The sequence below is a fragment of the Pseudoalteromonas sp. 68 DY56-GL68 genome (genome assembly GCF_041414825.1).
In the GTDB taxonomy this organism is placed as follows: domain Bacteria; phylum Pseudomonadota; class Gammaproteobacteria; order Enterobacterales; family Alteromonadaceae; genus Pseudoalteromonas.
On record NZ_JAOCZL010000018.1, the window covers coordinates 100,900 to 116,605 of the forward strand.

Consider the following 15,706-nt stretch of genomic DNA (forward strand, 5'->3'; position numbering starts at 1 on the left):
CCTTGAAGCCGAAAACGTGTACAAAAATAAAACATTTTATTTTGTAATCAATAGCTGATTGAGCAACTAATTATTCACTGCGGTAAATAACAACCTGATTTCGTCCTGCGGATTTAGCGCAATATAATGCCTTATCGGCTTGTGCTAAAAGCCGATCGTAATCACTTGCACTTTGACTGTCAGCTAAACCAAAGCTAACCGTAACAGACAAACCACTGGCGATATGCGAGAAATCATAGTTTGCAATCTCAAGGCGAATAACCTCACATACTCGTGCTGCCTCTTTTGCTGTTTTTTCTGGGAATAAGAGCGTAAATTCCTCGCCACCCCAGCGAGCAGCTTGACCTATATGGGTACAATTTAAAGTGAGTAAGCGCGCTATTTCACAAATTACTTTGTCACCTATTAGATGAGAAAAATTGTCGTTAACTGATTTAAAATGATCAATATCCATGATCGCAATAGAGAAGAATTTATTCTCTTTTCTAAATTTATCAAAACTTTGTGACAAACAAACATCGAAAGCGCGTCGATTAGGTAACTGAGTTAACTGATCATGATTAGCCAAATGTGCAAATGCATCCGCTTGGTTTTTCAAGTCATGCATTTGTTGCTCTACTTTTTCGGTTAACTCTATTTCAATCCGCTTGTAGTGATATAAACGAAATTTATAAATACTGTAAGCTATTAAAATAATGGCAAAAACGACTAAAAGTTTGAAGCTTGTCTTCTGCCAAAAGTAAGGGGCTATCCTAAAGCGTAAAACTTGTTCGTTATCTTGCCAATCGCTGTTGGGATAGCCTGCACGCACTTTAAAAGTATACTCACCTGGCGCTAAATTCGTGTATTCAGTAATAGCCAAGCGCCCTCTATCAACCCACTGTTCATTGTAACCGCTCAGTTGGGTCTGATAGTTAAGTCGCTGAGGCATTATAAAACTCAACCCCGCATAATTAAACGATACACGAGAAATCCCAGGCGGCAGGTTAAGTAGTTCATCACTAGGTGGCAGTGCAACCGCTCTGCCATCCACATCAAAACTTTCAATGACTGTCGATAACTGACGTGTACTGGCTTCTTTTAATCGCTCAGGCGTTGCCACAGCAACGCCACGTGCGGTCGCAACCCAGATTTGTCCGTCAGAGTGAAGGGTTGCTGCTGGAGTCGAGCCCCCATTAGCCTGGGCGCTCAGCATTCCATCACCCTCATCATAGAGTTGCATAGACACGGTCAGTGGATTAACGCGTTTAGGCTGATCTAAAAATGCGACTAACTGCGCCTTATTTACTTGAATAATTCCCCTATTACTTGTCAGCCAAAGTGAATCACCTTGCTCAACAATCTGAAATAATTTATCGACAGGTAGTCCTTCTTGACGACCAAATAGTGACATTGTGTCGTTTAGCATATTGTAACGAACCAAGCCTCTGTCAGTCGCTAACCACATGACAGTATCGTCAACATAAAAACCAAACGCATACTCAGTGCTAAAGTATTCTGGAAAAGTAATAGTGGCAAAGCTGTCCTCAGACGGCGTATAGATAGAAACACCGACTCCGGTACCAATCCATAATCGACCTTGCGTGTCCTCCGCCAAGGCCATAATAAAGTCCCCCGCTAAACCATGTTCTGATGTATAAGAATGCACTTGCCCATCTTCGGTTAGCTTTGTTAAACCACTGGCTGTACCTATCCATAAATTATTTTCAGAATCAAAAAGTAACGAACGAACTTCATTGCTGATTAAACCGTTTTTTCTATTCTTTACAGGGTAAATTTTATTATTGACGACTTTCATTAAACCAGCCGTATACGTGCCTAACCAAACATCACCTTTTTTATCTTCGGTTAAGCTCAATACCGATAAAGGATCACGCTCATAGGCTTGTCTTAAAGTGCTAATTTCACCCTTTTCAATGCGGTTAAGCCCATTGCTACTACCAACCCATACACTGCCATCTGAATGTGAGAGAACCGTTCTGACGTAATCAGATGCCAAACCCCGACTTTGACTCCAGTTGGTAAATGGCGCTTCTCTTAATCTAAATAGTCCTGCATTAGTACCAACCCAGATACTTTTTTCACGATCTTGCAAAAGAGATAAGATCCGGTTGTTAGGCAATCCATCATCTGCATCTAGATTCTCAAGCCCTCGCTCACTTAACCTAAAAACACCTTTATTAATGGTGCCAAACCATAAGTCCCCTTGTGCATCTTCAAGCAAACTCGATATTGATTCATTGTTTAAAACATCATTTATGGAAACGAATACATCTTGTTGCTTTTTCCAAGCTCCACTCTCAGTCCCAACAACTAGATCACCTGATTGAGTAAGCAACAAGGTAAAGACAGATGCATCAGGTAAGCCTGAACGTGGGCTCACTTTACTGACTTTTTTATTGATAATTTGATATAAGCCATCGCTCGTTGCGGCCCAGATAACATTATCATTATCTTGCAATAATCGATAAACGCTGAGTTTATCTAGTAACTGTTGTTCTGGTGCTTGTTCAGACGAGCGGTAAAGTATACCTTGCCCCTCAAGAGCGAGCCAAAGCTCTCCACTTTTTGTAATAAGGGCATGATTTACCATTGTTGATGAAGCTGGCAGTGCCTGCCAATGACCTTGCGACCTTTTCGCAATTCCTCCACGAGCTCCGACTATGTACAAATCTCCATTTTCTGTGGCAATCAAGCTTCGTAGACCAGAATCAGGTAAGCCAGGAATTTCTGTGCGTGTTAAGAGTTTAAATTCTCGTCCGTTAAAACGTGCTAACCCTTCCCACGTCGCCACCCAAATATAACCATCTTTTGTTTGGCTAACACTATTGATACTGTTATGCGGTAGGCCAGAGCGAGTACTCCATGTTTCAGTGAAGTAATCTGTTAATGACAGACGCGCAGGTTTGGCTGTAAGCCCAAAACTTAAAAACAACAACACACAGCAGATTACCCGCGCCATAAAATAAAACCTTGATACTTATTATCATTATTACTGTGTATAGTTTTGCAGAATAAGCGAAGATTCAGCCAACTGAGCAAATACTACCTAAGTGCTAATTTTTACTCAGTTTAATCACAATTAGCAACAATCATTTACAAAAATTATTAATTTTTTCTTGCAGTAGTTTTACAAAACGTGCGACATGTAACCCGTCCATCAATGCGTGATGTACATCGATTGATAGCGGCATCTTGCCAGTTTGTAGGTCAAACTGACCAAATACAAATTTAGGAATACCGAGACCATGACCTTCACTCACAGCGTGAGAAAAACCGGTAAAGTTTAACCACGGTAGCACTGAGATATGAATAAGATCAGGCTGCCCTTCTGTTGCAGCAAATGCATCAGAGAAAAACGGTTTTGCTTTACTTGTTTTACCCACAGTAATAGCGTGTTTTGAGAAATCTTCAATCGAGGCGTGCTTTTCAAAATAACTAAAGCGGAATGTTTCATCTTCTGCCAGCTCAACCACACTGCCACGTACAGATGACAGCTGCACAGGTAAAAAATCAACGATACGTTGACGCATTGGCGCATAGTCATGGCATGCTTCAAGTGTTAGGTAAACATAACTATGAAAAAATGAATACGGCTCGGTTTTGCACTTGTTATAAAGAGCTGCCATGTCGAGTGAAACACACACATTAAAATAAGGCAGAGAAAATTCTTTAAAAAAAGCGAAATGCTGTTTACGAGGCCAAGTATTAAGATCAATTGGGGTAATTTCACAAGATGGAGTTTTCATTAGGCGTCCTCGAGGTTTAAAAACCGAGTGTACCTAGCAAGCATTACTTCGTCACCTTGATGCGATAAATAACAGAGACAAAAAAGGTGCGACTTACGCACCTTTTTTAACTATAAATTTAGTCAATTTACTAAATTATAAACCGTTTTCGATAATTTCTAATGCTAGTTCATCGGCAATTAAATGCGTTGATTTTTGCTCTTTTTCAGAGCGAGCAAAGATTTCAGTTAGCGTATCAAAAATGCCTTCAACGTGTTTAGTTGATGCTTCTGCACTATAACCTTCTGGTGCAGTTTCGTAGTAAACGTTGATGATACCACCTGCGTTAATTACGTAATCTGGTGCGTATAAGATACCTTTTTCGCGGATGATCTCACCGTGACGAGACTCTGCTAATTGGTTATTCGCACAACCTGCAATAATTGTTGCTTTTAAACGCGGGATAGTCGTGTCATTTACCGTTGCGCCAAGTGCACATGGTGCATACACATCAACATCTAAGTCGTAGATTTCATCAATACCCACAGCCGTTGCATTGAAGTCATTAACAACGCGCTCAACAGCTTGCTCGTTGATATCAGTTACAAATAATGTTGCGCCCGCTTCGTGTAGGTGTTTACAAAGGCCATATGCCACAGCACCTAAACCTTGCACGGCTACTTTAATACCAGCAAGATCTTGATGACCACGTTGATGCTGTAAAGCTGCTTTAATACCTAAAAATGTACCGTACGCTGTGAAAGGTGATGGATTACCACTTTTACCTTCAAGGCCTAATACATAGTTAGTTTCTTTATTCATGATAGCCACATCATCACAGGTGATGTTTACGTCTTCAGCTGAATAGTAGCTACCGCTTAAACGCTCTAACTGGCGACCAAATGCACGGAAAAGTTGCTCTGATTTAATTTCTTTTGCATTACCAATAATAACTGACTTACCGCCACCAAATGGTAAACGTGCCACAGCATTTTTATACGTCATACCTTTTGATAAACGAAGTGCATCTGTTATAGCAGCTTCATCTGTTGCGTAGTCCCACATTCTACAGCCGCCAACAGCTGGACCTAACTTGGTATTGTGAACCGCAATGATAGCCTTAAGGCCTGATTCTTTATCTGAACAAAACACCACTTGCTCGTGGTTATCAAAGTCGACTTTATTAAATACAGCCACAGTTAAATACTCCGAAATTTTTTACCCCAAAGGGTGTGAGCGCTGAAATTGCCGAGACTTTATCACTTCGAATGCTCCCTTGCCACTAAATGAGATGATAAAACTAAGCAAAGTTCTCACACTGAAACAACAACTCAACAACCAACAGTTTATAGAAAAAATATACCCAGCAAGGCAAATAACAAGCATTATTAATTCAAAACAAGCGATTTACATCAACAACTTTATTACGTGAACGTAAAGGTAAAGTATAGCGTAAAGAAAAAGTGACAAGAAAAATGTGCCTATAAAGCCTAGCAGCATCAGCTTTATAAAGGTATTCAAAGAAAAGAATTCTGACTGGTCAGAGCTGAAAAAAACGGCGCAGGTGCGCCGTTTTTATTAAAAGTATTGCAAGATGGTTATTTTAATTTGCCATCAAGTTCTTCGATTTTTGCTTTCCAAATAGCTGGGCCTTGCGTATGCGCATTTGCACCTTCACTATCAACAGCAACCGTTACTGGCATATCTTCTACTTCAAACTCGTAGATTGCTTCCATACCTAAATCTTCGAATGCAACAACGCGTGCTTTCTTGATTGCTTTAGATACAAGGTAAGCTGCACCACCTACCGCCATTAAGTAAATAGACTTATTGTTTTTGATTGATTCAACTGTTGCAGGACCACGCTCAGCCTTACCAATCATACCGATGATGCCCGTTTTTTCTAACATCATATCAGTGAATTTATCCATACGCGTTGCAGTTGTAGGGCCAGCAGGACCTACCGCTTCATCACCCACTGCATCTACAGGGCCAACGTAGTAGATAAACTTGTTATCAAAATCAACGCCTTCAGGTAAACCTTCACCTGATTGGATCATATCTTGTAGGCGTTTATGTGCTGCATCACGACCCGTTAAAATAGTACCAGACAGAAGAACTGTTTCACCCATCTTCCATTCTTGCGTGTCTTCTTTAGTCAGCGTGTTTAAATCAACGCGACGTGTACCTTCACCCACTTCGAACGTAACTTCTGGCCAATCTTCAAGTTTAGGCGCTTTAAGATCAGCAGGGCCTGAACCATCTAACGTGAAGTGAACGTGACGAGTTGCTGCACAGTTAGGAATCATCACCACTGGTTTTGATGCTGCGTGAGTCGGTGCCGTTTTAACTTTCACATCAACCACGGTTGTTAAACCACCAAGGCCTTGTGCACCAATACCTAATTTATTAGCACGTTCGAAGATATCGATACGCATTTTTTCTTCAGTTGTTTCTGCGCCGCGCTCAATCAGCTCATGAATATCAACCGGATCCATTAATGATTCTTTAGCAAGTACCGCAGCTTTTTCTGCAGTACCACCAATACCTATTCCTAGCATGCCAGGTGGACACCAGCCCGCCCCCATCGTTGGTAATGTTTTTTCAACCCATGCAGCCACATCATCAGATGGGTTAAGCATAACCATTTTCGTTTTATTTTCTGAGCCGCCGCCCTTCGCTGCCACCATTACTTCTACTTCAGCGCCTGGCACTAAGTCGATATGAACAACTGAAGGGGTATTATCTTTGGTGTTTTTACGCGTACCAGCAGGGTCTGCAACAATTGATGCACGTAACGGGTTATCTGGGTTCAAGTATGCGCGACGTGTACCTTCATCAACCATTTGCTGTACAGTCATGTCTGTTTTATCCCACTTAACATCCATACCTACTTTTACGAAGCAGGTAATGATACCTGTATCTTGACATAGTGGACGTTTACCTTCAGCAGACATACGAGAGTTAATTAAAATTTGCGCAATGGCATCTTTTGCCGCTTTGCTTTGCTCTTTGTTGTAAGCTTTTTCTAAGGCTTGTACGAAATCGAGAGGGTGATAAAAAGAAATGTATTGCAATGCATCTTCAATGCTATCAATGAAGTCTTGCTGACGAATTGTGCTCATTACGGGTTCCTTAAGTTTTTATCACGTAGCGCTGTACGTGATCCTGAGTAAACCGGTGACGAAGATTTACTCTACGGGTTAGTCATGGCATCACTATAAAGGAAATCATAACGCTGCCAATCAAATTTAACTTATGATACCCTCCTCGCCCGTTTCGGGCTAGTTATTCAGGGCAATGTAGATGATAAACGATGAAAATTTGTGCATTAAATTAGATTTAAGCGGTGATTGTATCGCGCTATTTAGTCATTTTGCTCATTTGCCCCATGCTGTGTTGCTCGATTCAGCTAATAGCGAGCATATAAATAGCCGCTTCGATATCATTGCTATTGCGCCATTAAAACAATTAGAAGTGCGCGAAAATCAGTGTTTTGTCGACGGCAAAGCGCAATTAAGTGATTGTTTTAGTTTGATGAAAGCAGGCCTTCAGGAATTTAATCACACAGCAAACCCTAACAATCTGCCTTTTACGGGCGGTTGGCTTGGTTATTTTGGTTATGACTTAGGTCGTGTAATTGAAACCATGCCAAGTACTGCCGAAAACGACATTAACATGCCGCAAATGGCTGTCGGTCTTTATCCAGATGCCCTTATTTTCGATAAGCAACAACAAAGCTGGTTTTACGTTTGTCAGCCAAATCAAAATCGCTTAGCGCTATACCAGCAGCACCTAAACGAAACGCCAGCAAGTGCAGAGTTCGTGCTACAAAGCAACTGGCAGTCAAATATGAGTAAAGCCAGCTACAGCGAAAAGTTCGAGAAAATTCAGGCTTATTTAAAAAGTGGTGACTGTTATCAGATCAACCTTGCGCAGCGTTTTAAAGCTGAATTTTCAGGTTCAACATGGCAAGCATATAAACAACTCCGAGAAGCGAATAAAGCACCGTTTTCAAGCTATATAAATCACCCAGATGGCGCTATTTTATCTATCTCACCTGAGCGTTTTATTTCTATTAATCAAGGCCAAATAGAAACCAAGCCAATTAAAGGCACACTCCCTCGTTTGGCTGACTCTGAACAAGACCAAGCGCAGGCAACTCGCTTACAACAATCAGAAAAAGACCGCGCAGAAAATGTCATGATTGTTGATCTGCTGCGCAACGATTTAGGCAAAGTGGCTCGTCCAGGTAGTGTCACAGTACCTTCGCTATTTGCCATTGAAAGCTTTCCAGCTGTACATCATTTAGTAAGTACTGTGCGCGCAGAATTAGCGGATGGCAAAGATGCTATTGACCAAATTCATGCCGCTTTCCCAGGTGGTTCAATTACCGGAGCACCGAAAATTCGTGCTATGGAAATTATTGAAGAGCTCGAACCACATCGCCGTAGTGTGTACTGCGGCTCAATTGGCTATTTAAGTGCCTGTGGCAACATGGATACCAGTATCACAATTCGCACTTTAGTGTGTCACAAAGGTGCAGTTTATTGCTGGGCTGGCGGCGGCATTGTGGCTGATTCAAAGGTCGACTTGGAGTACCAAGAAACTTACGATAAAGTAAATAAAATACTGCCCTTATTAAAGTAAAAGTTGAAGTAACAACATTGAATAGTCAGCAACTAATTGCCCGTTTTAGTTTAAGTCAAACCACAGAGCGCCCTGCTACCATTCGCTTTAATGCCGAAAAGCGTGCCAGTGCCGTGATGCTGCCTCTGCTCGATGTGAATGACAAAGCGCATTTGTTGCTGTGCAAGCGACCAAGTTATTTACTTCATCACCCTGGGGAGATTTGCCTGCCCGGAGGTAAGTATGAAGAGCAAGATGAATCTTTGCTGCACACTGCTCTTCGAGAGCTTAATGAAGAGCTCAGCATTGCCAAACATCAAGTGACAGTCCATGGTAAGTTGCACCAATATGCGACCTTAACCGGTTTTACGATTGAGCCCTTTGTTTGTACACTTAGCGAAGGCACAACATGGCAAGCGGACCCTAACGAAGTTGCTGCCAGTTTTTTAATGCCCTTGTCTTATTTGAGTAATCAACAAAACTGGCAACCTCTCCCCTTTGAGCGAAATGGTAAAACCATTATGTTGCAAGGCTTGATGACTCCGCACGGTCTGCTGTGGGGGGCAACAGCCAGCATTATTAATAACTTTATCAAACAGCTCGCCCTACCAGTTTAATTATCCTGCTTTTAGGGTTACACAGACACGTTTAAACGTTATCATGTGGCACCGTTCAAAGGCAGGTAGTATGCCGTTAAAAGGAAAATGAGTAGCAAATTATGATCAGTGCATTCGATATGTTTAGTATTGGTATTGGCCCATCGTCATCTCACACTGTTGGCCCAATGCGCGCTTCGCGTTTATTTGTAAACGAATTAGAAGAAAAAAACTTACTTGCAAACGTTACCGATATTAAAGTTGAGCTGTTTGGCTCATTAGGTCAAACGGGAATTGGCCACGGCTCAGGTAAAGCCGTGATCTTAGGTCTTGCCGGTTATGATCCAGAAACCATTGATGCTGATTTGGTCGACGATATCCTCGCGAAAATCGAAAAAGAGCAGGTTATTTACTTAAACCAACGTCATAAAGCCAATTTCCCTAAGCAAGGTGCAATTGTATTCCATCGTCGTAAAACACTACCAAAGCACTCAAATGCGATGGAAATCATTGCTAGCCAAAATGGCGAAAAGTTATTTAGTAAAGTGTATTACTCAATCGGTGGTGGTTTTATCGTAAGTGATGAAGAGTTCGAAAACGAAAAACAAAAAGCACTCGAAATACGCGAAGAAAACCCTGCTCCTTATCCGTTTAATACGGCTAAAGAGTTGTTAGAACTGTGTCGTGAATCAGGCTTTAGTGTATCAACACTTATGATGCACAACGAGAAAACCCTGCGTAGCGAAAAAGACATCAAAGATGAGCTGTTTAATATTTGGCAAGTAATGAAAGCCTGTATTGAACGTGGCATGCGCACAGAAGGTATTTTACCAGGCGGTTTAAAAGTAAAACGTCGCGCACCAAGCTTACACCTTAAATTAAATATTGAGGTAAACAACGACCCATTACGTGCTATGGATTGGGTTGATTTATTTGCTCTTGCAGTAAACGAAGAAAACGCTGCCGGCGGCCGTGTTGTTACTGCACCAACCAACGGTGCTGCAGGTATTTTGCCAGCGGTATTAATGTATTATCACACTTTCATCAAAGAAGTAGACCGTGATATTGCGACTCGTTATTTATTAACAGCAGCAGCCATTGGTATTTTGTATAAAAAGAACGCGTCAATTTCGGGTGCTGAAGTAGGTTGCCAAGGTGAAGTGGGCGTTGCTTGCTCAATGGCAGCGGGGGCACTAACTGAAATCATGGGTGGTAACGTTGTTCAAGTTGAAAACGCTGCTGAAATCGGTATGGAGCACAACCTAGGTTTAACCTGTGACCCTGTTGGCGGCCTTGTACAAGTACCATGTATTGAACGTAATGCGATGGGTTCAATTAAAGCGATTAATGCATCACGCCTTGCAATGCGTGGTTCTGGCGAGCAAAAAGTAACCCTAGATAAAGTAATAAAAACCATGCTCGACACAGGTAATGATATGAAAACAAAATACAAAGAAACCGCGCGCGGTGGCTTAGCAGTTAATATCATCGAGTGTTAATTTCAGCACAATAAAAAAGCCGCTTAAGCGGCTTTTTTATTGTTTATTTTACTGGTAACTCAATGTTTTCGAAAAGCTTATCAACATCTTCTTGGTTACGTAATAAGCTTGCTCGTTCAACCAGCTCTTTAGTTAAGTGTGGTGCAAAACGCTCGATAAAGTCATACATGTAGCTGCGTAAAAAACTGCCTTTTCTAAAGCCAATCTTGGTGGTGCTGGCTTCAAACAGGTGGCTAGCGTCAATGCACACTAAATCAGTGTCTGTTACTTGATCAATCGCCATCGATGCGACAACGCCCACACCTAACCCTAAACGTACATAGGTTTTAATCACATCAGCATCTGTTGCAGTAAATACGATATGTGGCTCAAGCCCATGAGCATTGAAAGCTTTATCTAATTCAGAGCGGCCAGTAAAACCAAATACGTAAGTAATAAGTGGGTATTTAGCCACATCAGCAACCGTAAGGTTATCAGCTTTTTGCGCAAGCGGGTGTGTTTTTGCCACTACAATACTGCGATTCCAGTGATAGCATGGCAACATAACTAAATCAGAATATAAATGAAGCGCTTCTGTTGCAATGGCAAAATCAGCGTCGCCTCGTGCTGCTGCATCAGAAATCTGCTGCGGCGTACCTTGATGCATGTGCAAAGACACTGCAGGGTACTTTTTCATGAAGCCTTGAATAACATTAGGTAATGCATAACGTGCTTGCGTATGCGTAGTCGCAATATTTAACTTTCCTTGATCAGGCAAAGTATGTTCATTGGCAACCGCTTTAATCCCCTCAACTTTCGATAGTATTTCGCGGGAAATATTAATTATCTCATGACCTGCACTAGTGACATGCGTTAAATGCTTACCACTTCGACCAAAAATCTGTACGCCAAGCTCGTCTTCTAGCATACGAACCTGTTTAGAGATCCCTGGCTGGGATGTAAATAAGCTTTCAGCTGTCGCTGAGACATTCAGTTTATGATTTTGGACTTCGACGATGTATCTGAGTTGTTGTAGTTTCATGGCTGCATTGTAAATGTTGTTATTCTTTATTTATAAAGGCTGCTAAGCAGGATGCCAAGTAATATTTACTCACATTATAATTTTTTTGTTTTCAATCTGACTTTTTATAGCAATTCTGTCTAAGGCTAACACATCCAACGTTAACTCGATAGAGATGATTCATCTGAAAATACTCAATAAACATGCTAACTTAGTCTTGAGTTAGTAAAAAATAACTAGTTATTATAACTTTATTACACATTAGTATGCGCAAAACTACCCAGATGTAATATTTTTAATGTAAGATAAAAAAATTAGATAGTGAAAACTGAGATTTAGCTATGATCGTTTCTATCATCATTATGCTCATTGTTGCTTTGATTGTCATTGCTCTTTGGGTCAGTGCGGTTCAACAGCATAAAGAAAAACAAGAAGCTGAACGCCGAAAAGAATTAGCCAAACAAAAAAAGATTATTGAAGAAGCTGAAGATGTACTTATCAATAGTACAAATATTCCTATGTCTGAAAATCTTTTGCGTATTATTCAACGTCGAGTCTACGATGCTCTAGCATCAATGGTGCAATTATCACCTACCTCAAAAGAATTAAAAAACCGCCTTAATGAATCTAAAGAACGATTAAGTGCACCAATTGATGGAAATAACTCAGAGTCATTAGTGCTACCAGATAATGACAAACAGCTAATATCACTCATTCAAGGTATAAAAAAATTACGCTCTGTACTTCGCTCTGAGCATGGAAAAGGGAAAGTTGATAGCCAAATATTTGTTGCCGAAGATAAACGCCTCGAAAAGCTGCAACTGAGAATTAACGTAGAGAGTCAAATCAAACGAGGAATTTCTGCTCGTTCAGCGAACATGATTGGCTCTGCAAGACAATATTTCGAAAAAGCCCTTGCGACGCTCTCTTCAATTAGTTACAGCGACGAATACACAAATGCAAAGCGTAATGAAGTGGAAAGTTATTTAGAAGCAATTAGCACTGAATTAAAAGCATCAAATGCAACGTCACTGAAGAAAAAAGCAGAACAAGAGCAAGACGATTTAGATGTTTTGTTTGCACCAAAGAAAAAGTGGTAAGCCACTTTTTCTTTGTGCCTTTGTGTTAAGTCATATTTTAAGATAAAAACGCAAACTTAATAATAAATAATGCAGTCAGAATCCATACACTCATACTGATTTCATCTTTTTTACCACATACTAATTTCACCGCAGTATACGAAATAAAACCAAGTGCAATACCGTGCGCGATAGAAAAAGTTAATGGGGTCATCAATAGTACAACACTGACAGGGATCGCATCGGTCATGTCATCCCAATTAACCAGCTTTAAATTTTGCATCATCAACACTGCAACATATAAAATCGCTCCTGCTGTTGCATAGGCAGGGATCATCGCAGCAAGCGGTGCAAAGAACATCATTAATAAGAAGCAAATACCCACAACAACCGCAGTTAACCCCGTACGACCACCAACAGAGACACCTGAAACCGATTCAATATAAGACGTGGTCGTTGATGTACCTAGCATTGAGCCTGCAATAGTTGCGGTGCTATCTGCACTTAATGCGCGTCCTAAACGTGGCATTTTACCATGTTCATCGGCAAGGCCTGCTTTTTGCGTTACAGCGACAAGCGTGCCCGATGTATCAAACAAATCTACAAACAAAAACGCAAAGACAACCGTTAACATTGATATTTCAAACGCGGCGGCGAAATCAAGTTGCATAAAGGTCGGTGCGATCGATGGAGGCAAAGACATAACACCTTGGTATTCAACTAAATCTAAACCTAACGCAATGGCAGTGACTAATAAAATACTGATAAGTACACCGCTTTTCATATCGCGATATAAAAGCGCCGCAATTACAAAAAAGCTAAAAATAGCGAGTAAAGGCCCTGGAGCCGTTATATCCCCTAACTGTACAAGTGTTGCAGGACTTGCCACGATAATGCCCGCATTCTTCAAAGCAATAAGTGCTAAAAATGCCCCAATGCCCGTTGCAATTGCACGCTTTAAAACTAAAGGAATCGCATCAATAATCCACTCACGGACTTTGAATAAACTTAAGAACAGGAAAATACAGCCTGACATAAAAACAGCACCTAGCGCAGCTTGCCAGCTATAGCCCATTCCTAGCACAACACCATAGGTGAAAAATGCATTCAGACCCATCCCTGGTGCAAGAGCTAAAGGATAATTAGCCCATAATCCCATAATAAAACAGCCAATCGCAGCAGCAATACATGTAGCAACAAAGGCTGCACCTTGATCCATACCCGCTTCAGCTAACATCGCAGGATTTACAAATACAATGTAGACCATGGTGATGAAAGTGGTAATACCCGCAATGGTCTCGCGGCGAATAGTGGTGTCGTTATCGTTTAATTTGAAGAGTCTGTCGAGCATGTTGAACTTTAAGTTAAGATTAATTGGCTAATTTTATCATATTTTAACTTAATTAGAGGACATTTTACCTTGCAATGTTCTAAACTAATAAGGTCTTTTATTTCAAGAAAATAACTAAACTATGTCTGATAAAACACCTGTAGGCTTAGATTTAGAACAACAACTCGATAATGTACTTGCCTTCATAACCCAACCAGACACTGGTGGGGAGCCAGCAAAAAGTACAGACTCTGTCGAAAATGTACTAAATAAAGCTTTGTATTACTTAAAAAATGATCAGCCCCCTTTAGCAGCCAAATGGATGCGCCTTGCAGCGATGGCAGCGAATCAAAGAGCGCAATTTTATATGGGGCTATTTTTTATTAAAGGGCAAGGTGTGCCCCATAGCGTTTTTCATGGTGCGGTATGGTTAACTCTGGCAAGTAGCCAAGGCTATGAACCAGCAACAGCGGCACTTAACGATTTGCGTAAGCACATTAGCACACGCCGCTTACATGATGCACAAAGCTATGCAGCTACCCTATATGAACAGATCCACCAGCAACAGTTTGCTCATTTGATTCCCCGAGAACCTGACGCCATTTAACAGGCGTCAGGTTCTACAACACATTAATGCTGTCTTGTCAGTTTACTCTCAAATATGATGAGGCCTGCACCAATTACAACCAATAAGATACCGATAAACTCAAACCACACATGGCCTTTATGGGTCTTGATAATAGGTGTTTTTGAGGTAAGGTTATACAAACGCTTGCCTTGTTCGCTGGGCTCTACAAAAGAAGTGCCCTTATATTCAGCTGAGATAATAAATTTAAAGTCATGTCTGCTAATCATTTCACGACGTTTTGCATCTACTTTCTCGCGACTTTGTTCTACGAGTAGCGTACGCCAATCATGAAAAATGCCTTCTGGTTCATTATCTTTGACTACACCATATGATTTGTACTCATAGAACGTTGTATTGAATAGCTTTTCTTGATGCCCTAAATAAAACATGGCACAGCCTAGCGCACTTAACAGTATGGCAATATAGATCAATGAGCGCTGTTTAATGAATTGCTTATTACTTTGTTGCTTATACCAAGCTTCAATGTCAGGCACATTAATCAATCTCGCTTTATCTACAGAATGTTTTAATGGCTCCATAAAGTCGCAGATTGTTAGATTGAGCGCCGTTAATATTGAACGAAATGTGTCATTCGAAGGCACTGATTTATCGTTCTCTAGTTTTGAAAGATAACTTTGCTCTATTCCAACTTGCTCTGCAAATTCTGGCTGGCTTAGTTTTAGCTCACTGCGATAGTGTTTTAATTGTGTTCCGAATGTACTCATAACGCATTTCCTTTTTGTTGTGGAACCGCCATTCTTTGCTATTCATGCAGATATAAGAAGCTGAATAAATAGGAATAATGAAGAATATTAGCAAGATAGGATGAAAGATACGAGATACGAGATACGAGATACGAGATACGAGATACGAGATACGAGATACGAGATACGAGATACGAGATACGAGATACGAGATACGAGATACGAGATACGAGATACGAGATACGAGATACGAGATACGAGATACGTTGTCAGTATAAGGAAATAGTAAAGTGTAACGTAAAGATTTATTTAATCATCTGCTTGAGGAAAACAAATGGCGGAGTGGACGGGACTCGAACCCGCGACCCCCGGCGTGACAGGCCGGTATTCTAACCAACTGAACTACCACTCCGCAGTGGTATGTGCATGGGGTAATGCACTTAATTTGTTTATGACATCAAATGGCGGAGTGGACGGGACTCGAACCCGCGACCCCCGGCGTGACAGGCCGGT

The 15,706-nt window shown here is 41.1% G+C and carries 12 protein-coding genes and 1 tRNA gene; 5 read left to right on the forward strand and 8 right to left on the reverse strand.

What is annotated here, in order from left to right; translation table 11 throughout:
• Positions 1-70: 70 nt before the first annotated feature.
• The 4 genes from NYF15_RS08910 to NYF15_RS08925 all read right to left on the reverse strand — a co-directional run bounded on the left by NYF15_RS08910 (position 71) and on the right by NYF15_RS08925 (position 6,853).
• Positions 71-2,962, reverse strand: coding sequence for a two-component regulator propeller domain-containing protein (locus NYF15_RS08910; protein ID WP_371353358.1), 2,892 nt, complete (start codon positions 2,960-2,962; stop codon positions 71-73).
• 130 nt (positions 2,963-3,092) lie between these two features.
• Positions 3,093-3,749 (reverse strand): CatA-like O-acetyltransferase, encoded by a 657-nt coding sequence (locus tag NYF15_RS08915; RefSeq protein WP_130151384.1) that lies wholly within the window; start codon positions 3,747-3,749, stop codon positions 3,093-3,095.
• Positions 3,750-3,884: 135 nt separating this feature from the next.
• Positions 3,885-4,925 carry a Glu/Leu/Phe/Val dehydrogenase gene (locus NYF15_RS08920; protein WP_237119380.1) on the reverse strand — a complete coding sequence of 347 codons (1,041 nt, stop codon included), beginning with the start codon at positions 4,923-4,925 and terminating at the stop codon, positions 3,885-3,887.
• 401 nt (positions 4,926-5,326) lie between these two features.
• Complete coding sequence (locus NYF15_RS08925) at positions 5,327-6,853, reverse strand: fumarate hydratase (protein ID WP_054551614.1); 1,527 nt, start codon at positions 6,851-6,853, stop codon at positions 5,327-5,329.
• Positions 6,854-7,034: 181 nt separating this feature from the next.
• Between NYF15_RS08925 and pabB the strand changes: the two genes are divergently transcribed.
• The 3 genes from pabB (at position 7,035) to NYF15_RS08940 (ending at position 10,452) form a co-directional block, all read left to right on the forward strand.
• On the forward strand, positions 7,035-8,378 hold the full coding sequence (gene pabB, locus NYF15_RS08930) for an aminodeoxychorismate synthase component I (RefSeq protein ID WP_371353359.1): 1,344 nt from the start codon (positions 7,035-7,037) through the stop codon (positions 8,376-8,378).
• A gap of 17 nt (positions 8,379-8,395) precedes the next feature.
• The gene (locus tag NYF15_RS08935; protein ID WP_371353360.1) at positions 8,396-8,974 is read left to right on the forward strand and encodes a CoA pyrophosphatase; all 579 of its coding nucleotides are present in this window, start codon (positions 8,396-8,398) and stop codon (positions 8,972-8,974) included.
• Positions 8,975-9,075: 101 nt separating this feature from the next.
• The gene (locus tag NYF15_RS08940) at positions 9,076-10,452 is read left to right on the forward strand and encodes an L-serine ammonia-lyase (protein ID WP_237119384.1); all 1,377 of its coding nucleotides are present in this window, start codon (positions 9,076-9,078) and stop codon (positions 10,450-10,452) included.
• 43 nt (positions 10,453-10,495) lie between these two features.
• Here NYF15_RS08940 and cysB read toward each other — a convergent pair whose 3' ends face one another.
• Positions 10,496-11,473: an HTH-type transcriptional regulator CysB gene (cysB, locus tag NYF15_RS08945; protein ID WP_062570695.1), complete on the reverse strand. Its 978-nt coding sequence runs from the start codon at positions 11,471-11,473 to the stop codon at positions 10,496-10,498.
• A 320-nt stretch (positions 11,474-11,793) separates the two neighbouring features.
• On the opposite strand from cysB, the gene NYF15_RS08950 reads away from it, so the two are divergent.
• Positions 11,794-12,552 (forward strand): hypothetical protein, encoded by a 759-nt coding sequence (locus tag NYF15_RS08950; RefSeq protein ID WP_371353361.1) that lies wholly within the window; start codon positions 11,794-11,796, stop codon positions 12,550-12,552.
• A gap of 37 nt (positions 12,553-12,589) precedes the next feature.
• Here the strand turns inward: NYF15_RS08950 and NYF15_RS08955 are convergent, their stop codons facing one another.
• Positions 12,590-13,882, reverse strand: coding sequence for an NCS2 family permease (locus NYF15_RS08955; RefSeq protein WP_371353362.1), 1,293 nt, complete (start codon positions 13,880-13,882; stop codon positions 12,590-12,592).
• Between the two features lie 121 nt (positions 13,883-14,003).
• On the opposite strand from NYF15_RS08955, the gene NYF15_RS08960 reads away from it, so the two are divergent.
• Positions 14,004-14,468, forward strand: a complete 465-nt coding sequence (locus NYF15_RS08960) for a sel1 repeat family protein (RefSeq protein WP_341804129.1) — start codon at positions 14,004-14,006, stop codon at positions 14,466-14,468.
• A 23-nt stretch (positions 14,469-14,491) separates the two neighbouring features.
• On the opposite strand, the gene NYF15_RS08965 is transcribed toward NYF15_RS08960, so the two are convergent.
• The gene (locus tag NYF15_RS08965; RefSeq protein WP_371353363.1) at positions 14,492-15,214 is read right to left on the reverse strand and encodes a helix-turn-helix domain-containing protein; all 723 of its coding nucleotides are present in this window, start codon (positions 15,212-15,214) and stop codon (positions 14,492-14,494) included.
• Between the two features lie 314 nt (positions 15,215-15,528).
• A tRNA-Asp gene (locus NYF15_RS08970) sits at positions 15,529-15,605 on the reverse strand.
• Positions 15,606-15,706: the final 101 nt, after the last annotated feature.

Coding starts and splice junctions, on each gene's coding strand:
- NYF15_RS08910 (WP_371353358.1), bottom strand. CDS start 2,962: ATGGCGCGGGTAATCTGCTGTGTGTTGTTGTTTTTAAGTTTTGGGCTT.
- NYF15_RS08915 (WP_130151384.1), bottom strand. CDS start 3,749: ATGAAAACTCCATCTTGTGAAATTACCCCAATTGATCTTAATACTTGG.
- NYF15_RS08925 (WP_054551614.1), bottom strand. CDS start 6,853: ATGAGCACAATTCGTCAGCAAGACTTCATTGATAGCATTGAAGATGCA.
- pabB (WP_371353359.1), top strand. CDS start 7,035: ATGATAAACGATGAAAATTTGTGCATTAAATTAGATTTAAGCGGTGAT.
- NYF15_RS08940 (WP_237119384.1), top strand. CDS start 9,076: ATGATCAGTGCATTCGATATGTTTAGTATTGGTATTGGCCCATCGTCA.
- cysB (WP_062570695.1), bottom strand. CDS start 11,473: ATGAAACTACAACAACTCAGATACATCGTCGAAGTCCAAAATCATAAA.
- NYF15_RS08950 (WP_371353361.1), top strand. CDS start 11,794: ATGATCGTTTCTATCATCATTATGCTCATTGTTGCTTTGATTGTCATT.
- NYF15_RS08955 (WP_371353362.1), bottom strand. CDS start 13,882: ATGCTCGACAGACTCTTCAAATTAAACGATAACGACACCACTATTCGC.
- NYF15_RS08960 (WP_341804129.1), top strand. CDS start 14,004: ATGTCTGATAAAACACCTGTAGGCTTAGATTTAGAACAACAACTCGAT.
- NYF15_RS08965 (WP_371353363.1), bottom strand. CDS start 15,214: ATGAGTACATTCGGAACACAATTAAAACACTATCGCAGTGAGCTAAAA.